Genomic DNA, 10290 nt, shown 5'->3' with positions numbered 1-10290 from the left:
AGGCGGCGCAAGCCGCCTCTTTTTTCGCCACGATTTGCCTGCTACACTGGATAAGTAAACAGTATCAGGAGTCTATGTGTGGTAAGGCGTCAATCAGCCCCGCGCCTGCATTTTGAAGCGGCGGCCATTTATGAATATCCCGAACATCTGCGCCCGTGGCTGGAGGCATTGCCTAAGCATCCCGGCGTCTATTTCTTTCATGGCGACAGCGACACCATGCCGCTGTATATCGGCAAGAGCATCAATATTCGCAGCCGCGTATTGTCGCATTTGCGCACCCCGGACGAAGCCTCCATGCTGCGCCAGTCGCGGCGTATCACCTGGATCCTCACCGCCGGGGAGATAGGCGCGTTATTACTGGAAGCCAGGCTGATTAAAGAACAGCAGCCGCTGTTTAATAAACGCCTGCGCCGCAACCGTCAGCTCTGTTCCCTGCGCTTTGACAGCGACAAGCCAGAAGTGATCTACGCCAAAGAGGTGGATTTTTCTTCGCAGCAGGGGCTGTACGGGCTGTTTGCCAATCGACACGCCGCGCTGCAAATGCTGCAATCCATCGCCGATGAGCACAAACTCTGCTACGGCCTGCTCGGGCTGGAGTCCCTCAGTCGCGGTCGCGCCTGTTTCCGTTCGGCGCTGAATCGCTGCGCGGGCGCCTGTTGCGGGAAAGAGAGCGTTGAAGCGCATCATCAGCGTCTGCGTGACGCCATGACCCGCATGCAGCTGGTGTGCTGGCCGTGGCGTGGCCCGGTGGCGCTGCGGGAAAGCAGCGGTGAAATGACCCAGTATCATATTATTCACAACTGGTTCTGGCTGGGCTCGGTCAATTCCCTGGACGAGGCGTCGTCACTGCTGAAAACGCCTGCCGGTTTCGATCAGGATGGCTATAAAATTCTCTGCAAGCCGCTAATGGCGGGGATCATGGATATTCACGAGCTGCCCTTTACCGCCCCCTGAACCGGCAGGCGTCTGCCGGTACGCAGGTTTAATGCCCCGGCAGCCAGGTGATTTCGCTGAACAGCAGCTGCCCTTCCGCTTTCAGTAAGCGCAGGGTATGGCTACCTTCCTGCCAGCTGGCCCCCTGATCCGCGGTCAGCAGCTTATCCCCCAGTTGCCACGCGCCGCTGAGTACGAATACCACCCCGCCGCGCGAGCCGAAGGTGGTGAAGGTGCGATCGGCGATGCGCACTTTCGCCTGGCAGCGATCGCGGCGGGTCATGATATTGAAATCCATCGACATCTGCCCGTCGTTCAGCTGTACCTTGATCGGCTGCTCACCTGAAAAAGAGAAAGGTTGCAGCCGTTTCAGGGTGTGGCAAAAGGCATTTCCCCCGTCGAGGGTCACTTCCCCGCCTTCGATCAGCGTGATCACGCGATCCACCCCCTGAAACTGCGGAAACTCGCCGTTAGCGGCAAGAGACGCAATGCTGGCGCGCCAGTGGAAATCCCGCGTGGCTTCCGGAAAACAACAAATCTCTCGTGTTTCGCCCGCCCCGTTGCGCCACAGATTCACCGCCATTTTGCGGATATCAAAATATTCCATCACCACTCCTGAAGGGCGCATCACGCGCGCCTGCGCAGCCGGAAAGCCGCACCACATTGTTATAATCTGTTTACCTTGCCACCAAGTTATCGGCAGCGGACAGGTAATGCCTTAGCAATGACGCTGCATCCTGGAAGAATTTTTTTAACAGCCTGATAAAAAGGTAGTTTCGCGTAATAAGGTATCAGAGCATACCCTGTCGCAGGCGGGGGTCAAAGAGGGAAGAAAAGAAAAAACCGCCGGGCTTGCCCACAGCCTGAAGGCGTTTATGGACAAGTCCGGCGGTCTTAATAAGGGGCGCTATGTTATTCAGCGGATTCAGGCATTTTACCTTCCGGCGCCGGACGTTCTGTCAGACGCTTCTCAAAATTGGCATTAAACTGCTTTTTCTGTTCCGGGGTTAAGATATTGTAAATCTTATTCTGGGTTTCCATGTGCGCCAGCATACGGGCTTTGTGCTGCTCTTCCATCTTCGCAATCTGCGCTTCGGCTTTGGCTTTATCGAAGGTATCGCTGGCGATGATGTCGTGCGTGGCGCGGCGTTCTTCCACGGTCGGACGCTTCATCTGGTCGCGCTGGCTTTTCATGATGTCACGCACCTGCTGTTTCTGCGCGTCGGTCAGGTTCAGATCTTTAAACATCATGTCATGATGCATACCCGGCTTGCCTTTATGGTGCATCATCGGCTTGCTGTCTGCCGGCGCAGCGGTGGTATCAGCGGCGTGGGCCAGGTTAGCAGCACCCATCGCCAGGGTAGAGGCAACAAACAGAGCGGTCAATTTACGCATAATGTATTCCTTCTTTCAGTTATTCTTGCGGCGTATTGCCGTGTTGACGAGATTCACTTTACGGTCTTTTTCGTCAAATAATCAGAGCAACAGTAAAGCATTGAAAGCGTAAAAAACAAATTATCGCCAATTATGAAGAAAATAAGGATAAAGCGTGGAGAGTTGCAACAGAAATTATACAGGATGCTGATTTGAAAGAGATTATGAAGAATGATACCTGAGCGCCGTATAATAATAAAGCAATGATGTCAGATAATTCCGTATCGCCTGACATCATCGGTTTTTATATTTTTCAGGAAAGCGTTAATCCCGATAAAAATAATCGCCAGCGCATCAGGGCAGCCGCTCCAGCATCAGCCCGGCGCGTAGCCCCAGGGCTACCTGTGGATTGGGAAACAGCACGTATTCCGTCGCGGCCTGCGCCACATAACGCGTTTCGCCGTCTTCCGCCAGCAACGTCCCGGCAGCAAAAGGCGTGAAGTTAAGCGTCTCGCCGGACATATGCAGCCGGAAAGCAGCGCTGTGGCGGGTGAGTTGCTGAACGACCCGATAGCGCAGCGGCGCGACATCACTGCCCGCAGCCGGTTTATCCGCTGATAACGCTGCGATGGCGTCAAGCGTGACGGCGAACTGCCGCAGATCGTTTTCGCCAAAGGGCAGCGCCTTGCCCAGTTCCAGCGTACAGGCCAGCGCGCCAAAGCGTTCGCAGCTGTAGTGGGTAAAGGTGCCGCCCGGCGACTGGTGAAACACCAGCGCTTCCAGCCCGGCATGACCCAGCCAGCGCAGAAAATCCTCGTCCCATGGCGTGTCGCGCTGCGGCAGTACGCCAAAGCGCAGATGGTGCGAGCCGCGAATAGCCGTGTGCAGATCCAGATGCCAGCGCAGGTCGCCGGGCTGCGCGGCATAAAAGCGGCTGATCGCCTGCTCCAGCTGTAGCGCCCGCACGGTTTCCACACTGTGGGCAAACTGCTGCCAGCGCCCGCCGAACATGCGGTTCAGATCGCTGTGCAGATAGCGTTTTCCGGCCCGCAGCGCGGGCGGGTTGCCGAGGATCACCAGCATCCGCCAGCGCAGCGGCGTAGCGCCCTGCATCAGCCCCGTCAGCAGTTTGTCCAGCATCTCCACCGGCGCGGTTTCGTTGCCGTGAATGCCCGCCGACAGCACCAGCGATTTATCCGTAGGCTGATGGGGGACCAGTTCAAGGATCCCCTCTGCCCGCCAGTGCCAGCGGAGCTGGTCGTTTTGCCCCCACGGGTTTTCCGGCGCACGGCCGCTCAGTGTCAGAGCAAGAAAATTCTCCATCGTCGATCCTTATTGCTGGAAGGGATAGACCGAACCCAGATCCAGTAACTGTGTCAGCCGGTCCAGCGCCTCGCGGCCTTCGCGCAGCAGCTGCGGATCGGCAAGATCGGCCTGGGTGAGACGGTCACGATAATAGCGGTCCACCCAGTCGTTCAGCGCGGCAAACAGCCGGTCATTCATCATAACCGCCGGATTTACCGCCTGCTGTTCGGCCTCATTTAATACCACCCGCAAACGCAGACAGGCCGGGCCGCCGCCGTTGGACATGCTTTCGCGCAGATCGAATACCCGCAGTTCGTTCACCGGATTATCCTGCGCCAGCATGTCATTCAGATAACGCCAGACGTTCGCCTGCTCGCGACACTCCTGCGGCACCACCAGCAACATACTGCCGTCGTCGCGGCTCAGTAACTGGCTGTTAAACAGATAACTGCTGACCGCCTCTTTGACCGACACCTGCGCCTGCGGCACTTCGATAACCTGAAAGCCCGGCACCTGTTCCGCCAGGCGGGTCATCAGCCCGCGCTGCTGCACAAAGGCGCGCTCATGGCAGAACAGCAGCGTACCGTTCGACACGGCGATGACATCATTATGGAATACCCCTTCATCGATCACCGTCGGGTTTTGCTGGGCGAAGATGACGCGCGCCGGATCCACCTGATTGAGACGCGCCACCGCCTGGCTGGCTTCCAGCGTTTGCCGCGCCGGATAACGCTCAGGCGCGGCGTGGCCGTTTTCTTCCCGGCCATAAACAAAAAGCTGCACGCCCGGCTCGCCGTACGCCTGGCTGAAGCGGTTATGGTTCGCCGCCCCTTCGTCGCCGAAACGCGCCACCTGCGGCAGCGCGCCGTGCACCATGAAACGTCCTTCATCCCGGAAGATGGCGCGCAGCAGCGCTTCGGTGGTGGGCGCTTCGGTACTGCGGTGGAATTTATTGTTCAGGTTCGCCACCGTCAGATGCACTTTGCCATCAAGGGCATCTGCCGACGGGCAGACGGTGGCGGCGTTGGCCACCCACATTGGCGACGCGGAACTGGCCGCCGACAGCAACTCCGGGGTTTGCGCGGCGGCTCTGGCGATCACCTGCTCGTCGCTGCCGGTAAACCCCAGCTGGCGTAACACCGGAATATTCGGGCGTTCGTGGGGCGGGATCACCGCCTGCGGAAAGCCCAGATCCGCCAGCGCTTTCATCTTCAGCAGCCCCTGCTTCGCCGCCAGTTTCGGGTCAGAAGTGCGGAAACGGTGCGCAGTGGAGGCCTCGTTACCAAAGGATAATCCGGCGTAATGGTGCGTCAGCCCCACCAGGCCGTCAAAATTGACTTCGCGCGCTTTCATCGCGTCTCCTCCCGACCAAAATCCAGCCCCGGGCTGAGGCTCTCCGGCAGCGACAGCGCCGGAGATTCAAGGCTGGCCATCGGCCAGGCGCAGTAGTCTGCCGCATACCAGGCGCTCGGGCGATGGTTGCCGGACGCGCCCACGCCACCAAAAGGCGCGGTGCTGGCGGCACCGGTCAGCGGTTTATTCCAGTTGACGATCCCGGCGCGCGCCTCCAGCAACAGCCGGTCGAATTTCTCCCGTGACGGGGTGACCAGCCCGCAGGCCAGCCCGTAACGGGTGGCATTAGCAAGCTGAATGGCCTCGTCAAACTCGTCATAGCGCCACACGCCCAGCAGCGGACCGAAGACCTCTTCATCCGGCACGTCAGCCACGCCGGTCAGCTCGATAATGCCCGGCGTCAACAGTGAGGTGCCGGGTTTGATCAGCCGCGGCGCCAGCAGCGTTTTGCCGCCCCGCGCTTCCTGCGCCTGCCAGGCGGTATATACGCCCTCTGCCGCCTGCGGGGAAATCAGCCCGCCGATAAAGGGCTGTGGATCCGCATCCCAGGCGCCGGGCATAATGCGTCCGGCAACCTCCACCAGCCGCGCGAGAAAGGCATCGCCCTGCGCGCCGCGTTTTACCAGCAGACGGCGCGCACAGGTGCAGCGCTGCCCGGCGGTGATAAAGGCCGACTGAATGGTGAGGTGTACCGCGGCGTCAACATCATCAATATCTTCAACAATCAGCGGATTATTGCCACCCATCTCCAGCGCAAGGATCTTCTCCGGCTGGCCGCCAAGCTGACGATGCAGATGAAAACCGGTGCTGGCGCTGCCGGTAAACAGCAGACCGTCCAGATCGGCAAGCTGGCTCAACGCCTGGCCGGTGTCGCGCCCGCCCTGCACCAGGTTCAGCACGCCCGGCGGCAGCCCCGCCTCCTGCCACAGTTTCACCACCGCTTCGCCGCTCCAGGGCGTCAGCTCGCTGGGTTTGAAGATCACCGTATTCCCGGCCAGCAACGCCGGAACGATATGCCCGTTCGGCAGATGGCCGGGGAAGTTGTAGGGGCCGAATACTGCCAGCACGCCGTGAGGACGGTGGCGCAGCGTGGCGGCGCCGTCCGGCATGGCGGTGTGCTGCTCGCCAGTGCGGGTGTGATACGCCTTCACCGAGATGCCGATTTTGTTGATCATGGCGGTAATTTCGGTGGCGGCTTCCCAGCGCGGTTTGCCGGTTTCCCGGGCGATCACCGTCGTCAGGCTGGCTTTGTTCGCATCCAGCAGCGCGGCGAATCTCTCGACAATCTCCTGTCGTGCGCTGAAGGACTGACGCGCCCACGCCGGAAACGCGGCGCGTGCGGCGCGTGCGGCCTCGGCCACCTGCGCGGCGTCGGCGTCACGCCCCTGCCAGAGTGTCTCACGGGTGAGCGGATCGGTTTTTTCCCGTTGTTCGCCCTGACCGCTGATCCAGTCGCCATTTATCCAAAGATTCATTGTGTTTTCTCCTCTGCGCACAGGCGGACCAGGCGAACCTTTTCCCCGGCGCGACATTTCAGGGCGTCCATCTGGGCGGCGCTCAGCAGCAGACGTTCGGTATCGGGATCGGCATTCACCAGCATGGCGCGGAATTGCTGGTACTTTTCGTTAGCCACCAGACAGGCGGGCCACTCGCCCGGCGCGGGCTGCCCTTCGGCCACCTCCACCAGACGGCTTTTACGGATTGCCCGCACCCGATCGATGTCGCATTCCAGCGTCGGGCCGCCGTCAAAGATGTCGATATAGTGACGGTAGCGGAAGCCCTCTTTTTCCAGTACCGCGCGGGCGGGGGCGGTGTGAGGATGCACTTCGCCGATCACCGCCTGGGCTTCTTCAGACAGGAAATGGGTATAGATAGGATGCTTGGGCATCAGCTCGGCGATAAAGGCTTTCTGTCCGGTGCCGCACAGGTGATCGGCGCGGCTGAATGGCATGGAGAAAAAGCGTTTGCCGAGGCTTTCCCAGAACGGCGAGTAGCCCGTTTCGTCGATCACCCCGCGCATCTCCGCCACCACTTTTTCGTTAAAGCGATCGCGGAAAGCGGCCATAAACAGAAAGCGCGATTTCGACAGCAGATAGCCGTTGCCCTCTTTACGCCAGTCGGCGTCGAGGAACAGCGTGCAGAGTTCGCTGCTGCCGGTGTGATCGTTACTGAGAAACAGCGTCGGCAACGCGTTGTAGACGTTCAGCTCTTTGGAGGCGTGCACCTGGGTGCCGACGCGGTAGTTGTACCAGGGATCGTTTAGCCCCACCGCTACTTCTATCGCGCAGATCCCGGCGACGGTACCGCTCCGGGTGTCTTCCAGCACGAACACGTAACCCTGTTCACCCGGCGGCAACTCGTCCTGCCAGGTTTTGCGTGCGCGCTCAATGCGCGCGGAGAGCGTGGCTTCGTCCGCCGGCAGCGACGTCAGCCCGCCGCCGGTTTTACCGGCCAGCTGCATCAGGGCCGGGAGATCGCTGCGCTCAATCGGGCGGATCACCATCATAGGCTTTCTCCTGCCAGATAACGTTCACAGGCGCGCGCCAGGCGTTCCAGGCCGTGACGCACTTCCTCTTCGCTGATGTTCAGCGCAGGCGCAAAACGCAGCACGTTAGCACCGGCAATCAGTACCATCACGCCTTCTGCCGCCGCCAGTTGAGAGATGAGTTTGGCTTTCCCGGCATGTTCCGCCGTCAGCTCGCAGCCAATCAACAGGCCGAGGCCGCGGATCTCCCGAAACAGCGCATGGCGGGTGTTGATCGCCTGCAACTGTTCGACAAACCATTCATGGCGCTGTTTCACGCCGTCCAGCGTCGCCGGGGTGTTAACAATTTCCAGCACCTCACCCGCCACTGCCGTCGCCAGCGGGTTGCCGCCGTAAGTGGTGCCGTGGGTGCCGACCACCATCACAGCCGCAAAAGCGTCGCGGGTCAGCATCGCGCCGATGGGGAAGCCGCCGCCCAGCGCTTTGGCGGTGGTGAGCACGTCCGGTTCCACCCCGTAATGCATATAGGCATAAAGCTCGCCGGTACGTCCCACGCCGGTCTGCACTTCATCAAAAATCAGCAGCGCCTGGTGGCGATCGCACAACTCGCGCAGGCCTTTCAGGAAATCTGCTTCCGCAGGTACCACGCCGCCCTCGCCCTGCATCGGCTCGACGATCACCGCGCAGGTATCGTCATTAATCAATTCGCGGGCCGATTCCAGATTGTTAAACTCCGCATGGCGGATTTCCGGCGGTAGCGGCGCAAAATCTTTTGAATAGGCCGGCTGCCCGCCCGCGCTGACGGTAAAGAGCGTGCGGCCATGGAAGGCGTTTTTGAACGCCACGATGCCGCTTTTCTGTGGGCCTGCATGGTCGTGGGCGTATTTACGCGCCAGCTTCAGCGCCGCTTCGTTGGCTTCCGCCCCGGAGTTACAGAAGAACACGCGGTCAGCAAAGGTGGCGTCGATAAGACGCTTCGCCAGCCGCAGCGCCGGTTCGTTGGTGTAGCCATTGCCGGTGTGCCAGAACTTCGCCGCCTGTTCGCTGAGCGCACGGCACAGCGCCGGGTTGGCATGACCAAGGGCATTCACCGCAATGCCCCCGGCAAAATCGATATACTCTTTCCCTTCCTGATCCCACAGCCGGGATCCCTCGCCGCGAACCGGAATAAAAGACGCCGGGGCATAAACCGGCAGCATCCAGTGATCAAAGTTTTCACGCGTAATAGAGTGGGACATAGCGACCTCATCCGGTAAATGAAAGGTTGTTGATATGTTAATAATTATGAGTGTTTGCGCTGCTAATGTAGATTGCACGCTTCGTGCCAGCCAGCGATAAAACTGCATAACGCCGGGGAGGATTTTAAATATCAGTAACTTACAATCTGTCACTATTCACTTTTATTGCATAAAAAGTGAATAATTTTTGCGCTATTAGCGAAGCCGGGCGGATCGGCAGGAAATTTTATGCATTGCTAAAATATAATTCTGGAATTGTGATCTTACGCGGAAGGTGATCGCGCCCCGCGCCCCTTTTCAGGGCGGGATGCACCGCAGCGGGGCATGGTAAGCACCATTGGCGACGCCTGTTGCAGCCATGCGCAGAAAAGCGCAGCGCCGGGGCGTAACGCCGGCCATTTTCTGCTACCATCGCTGCACTCTTTATTGCTAAGTGGCAGCGACTATGAAATTTGTCTCTTTTAATATCAACGGCCTGCGCGCCCGTCCTCATCAACTGCAAGCGATCATTGATAAGCATCAGCCTGATGTGATTGGCTTACAGGAGACAAAGGTCCATGACGATATGTTCCCTCTCGAAGAGGTGGCGAAACTGGGCTACAACGTGTTTTATCACGGTCAGAAAGGTCACTACGGGGTGGCGCTGTTAACCCGCGATACACCGGTGTCCGTGCGCCGCGGTTTTCCGGGCGATGACGAAGAAGCGCAGCGTCGCATTATCATGGCGGAATTAGCGTCTCCCCTCGGCAATATTACGGTGATCAACGGCTATTTCCCGCAGGGGGAAAGCCGCGACCATCCGACCAAATTCCCGGCGAAAGCGAAGTTTTATCAGGATCTGCAGGATTATCTGGAAAACGAAATCAGCAAAGACAGCCCGGTGCTGGTGATGGGCGATGTCAACATCAGCCCGACGGATCTGGACATCGGTATCGGCGAAGACAGCCGCAAACGCTGGCTGCGCGCGGGTAAATGCTCGTTCCTGCCGGAAGAGCGCGAGTGGATGGCCCGTTTGCAGGGCTGGGGGCTGGTGGATACCTTCCGCGCCGCCAATCCGGACACACAGGATCGTTTTTCCTGGTTTGATTACCGCTCAAAAGGCTTTGACGATAACCGCGGGCTGCGTATCGATCTGGTGCTGGCAAGCAGTGCGCTGGCAACCCGCTGCACCGACACCGGGATCGATTACGAGATCCGCGGTATGGAAAAACCGTCCGACCATGCGCCGGTGTGGGCGACCTTCGATCTGTAAGCCTCAGGGCTTCACACGACGCCATACCAGCGGATTGGTGCTCAGCGTGCGTTCGTCACGCTGGCACTGCAATAAAATGCCGTCAGCTTTGACCACCGCCCCTTCCGAGTAGTTTTCATCCTGATAAACGCAGCACTGATTACAGGGCTGCGGACGTTGCCCGCCGGAGGAGAAGACTTCCGGCGGCACGTTCACATCAACGCCGCCGGTACTGTACCGCACCTCTGCCTGTGCCGTCGCGGTCAGCAGCGCCAGCAGGCTGGCGGTTAATAAAGCGTGTCGGATCATCGTTTTTTTTCCTGATTAGGTGGTGGTAATAACTATAACGGTAAAAGATCGCCGAACCTTTA

At 59.2% G+C, this 10290-nt stretch carries 10 protein-coding genes; 2 read left to right on the top strand and 8 right to left on the bottom strand.

Translation table 11 applies throughout. From position 1 onward, the window contains the following. Positions 1-78: 78 nt before the first annotated feature. Positions 79-954 (top strand): excinuclease Cho, encoded by an 876-nt coding sequence (gene cho, locus QRD42_RS13410; protein WP_321987334.1) that lies wholly within the window; start codon positions 79-81, stop codon positions 952-954. 28 nt (positions 955-982) lie between these two features. On the opposite strand, the gene ves is transcribed toward cho, so the two are convergent. The 7 genes from ves to QRD42_RS13375 form a co-directional block, all read right to left on the bottom strand. Continuing rightward, complete coding sequence (gene ves / locus QRD42_RS13405; RefSeq protein ID WP_072568243.1) at positions 983-1540, bottom strand: environmental stress-induced protein Ves; 558 nt, start codon at positions 1538-1540, stop codon at positions 983-985. A gap of 305 nt (positions 1541-1845) precedes the next feature. Beyond that, positions 1846-2328 (bottom strand): ATP-independent periplasmic protein-refolding chaperone Spy, encoded by a 483-nt coding sequence (gene spy / locus QRD42_RS13400; protein WP_072568242.1) that lies wholly within the window; start codon positions 2326-2328, stop codon positions 1846-1848. Positions 2329-2661: 333 nt separating this feature from the next. Further along, entirely contained in the window at positions 2662-3630 is a 969-nt protein-coding gene (astE, locus tag QRD42_RS13395) for a succinylglutamate desuccinylase (RefSeq protein ID WP_321987333.1), read from the bottom strand. A gap of 9 nt (positions 3631-3639) precedes the next feature. Beyond that, complete coding sequence (astB, locus tag QRD42_RS13390) at positions 3640-4965, bottom strand: N-succinylarginine dihydrolase (protein WP_321987332.1); 1326 nt, start codon at positions 4963-4965, stop codon at positions 3640-3642. Further along, positions 4962-6440, bottom strand: a complete 1479-nt coding sequence (astD, locus tag QRD42_RS13385) for a succinylglutamate-semialdehyde dehydrogenase (RefSeq protein ID WP_321987331.1) — start codon at positions 6438-6440, stop codon at positions 4962-4964. The genes astB and astD overlap by 4 nt, the downstream gene beginning before the upstream one ends. After that, positions 6437-7471, bottom strand: coding sequence for an arginine N-succinyltransferase (gene astA, locus QRD42_RS13380; protein ID WP_318376688.1), 1035 nt, complete (start codon positions 7469-7471; stop codon positions 6437-6439). Before astA ends, astD begins: the two co-directional genes overlap by 4 nt. Continuing rightward, positions 7468-8688, bottom strand: coding sequence for an aspartate aminotransferase family protein (locus QRD42_RS13375; RefSeq protein WP_318374347.1), 1221 nt, complete (start codon positions 8686-8688; stop codon positions 7468-7470). Before QRD42_RS13375 ends, astA begins: the two co-directional genes overlap by 4 nt. A 445-nt stretch (positions 8689-9133) precedes the next feature. Here QRD42_RS13375 and xthA point away from each other — a divergent pair, with 445 nt between their 5' ends. Next, positions 9134-9940 carry an exodeoxyribonuclease III gene (xthA, locus tag QRD42_RS13370; RefSeq protein WP_321987329.1) on the top strand — a complete coding sequence of 269 codons (807 nt, stop codon included), beginning with the start codon at positions 9134-9136 and terminating at the stop codon, positions 9938-9940. A 3-nt stretch (positions 9941-9943) separates the two neighbouring features. Here xthA and QRD42_RS13365 read toward each other — a convergent pair whose 3' ends face one another. Beyond that, the gene (locus tag QRD42_RS13365; RefSeq protein WP_072568235.1) at positions 9944-10228 is read right to left on the bottom strand and encodes a DUF1496 domain-containing protein; all 285 of its coding nucleotides are present in this window, start codon (positions 10226-10228) and stop codon (positions 9944-9946) included. Between the last annotated feature and the right edge of the window lie 62 nt (positions 10229-10290).

The sequence above is a fragment of the Enterobacter sp. PGRG2 genome, assembly GCF_030291195.1.
Classification (GTDB): Bacteria; Pseudomonadota; Gammaproteobacteria; order Enterobacterales; family Enterobacteriaceae; genus Enterobacter_D.
The sequence above is the reverse complement of the archived record's forward strand: the minus strand, read 5'-3'. Positions and strand labels throughout refer to the sequence as shown.

Bases quoted from the DNA above. Each gene is read 5' to 3' on its own strand.
- spy (WP_072568242.1), bottom strand. From the start codon at position 2,328: ATGCGTAAATTGACCGCTCTGTTTGTTGCCTCTACCCTGGCGATGGGT.
- astB (WP_321987332.1), bottom strand. From the start codon at position 4,965: ATGAAAGCGCGCGAAGTCAATTTTGACGGCCTGGTGGGGCTGACGCAC.
- QRD42_RS13375 (WP_318374347.1), bottom strand. From the start codon at position 8,688: ATGTCCCACTCTATTACGCGTGAAAACTTTGATCACTGGATGCTGCCG.
- astE (WP_321987333.1), bottom strand. From the start codon at position 3,630: ATGGAGAATTTTCTTGCTCTGACACTGAGCGGCCGTGCGCCGGAAAAC.
- ves (WP_072568243.1), bottom strand. From the start codon at position 1,540: ATGGAATATTTTGATATCCGCAAAATGGCGGTGAATCTGTGGCGCAAC.
- astD (WP_321987331.1), bottom strand. From the start codon at position 6,440: ATGAATCTTTGGATAAATGGCGACTGGATCAGCGGTCAGGGCGAACAA.
- xthA (WP_321987329.1), top strand. From the start codon at position 9,134: ATGAAATTTGTCTCTTTTAATATCAACGGCCTGCGCGCCCGTCCTCAT.
- QRD42_RS13365 (WP_072568235.1), bottom strand. From the start codon at position 10,228: ATGATCCGACACGCTTTATTAACCGCCAGCCTGCTGGCGCTGCTGACC.
- astA (WP_318376688.1), bottom strand. From the start codon at position 7,471: ATGATGGTGATCCGCCCGATTGAGCGCAGCGATCTCCCGGCCCTGATG.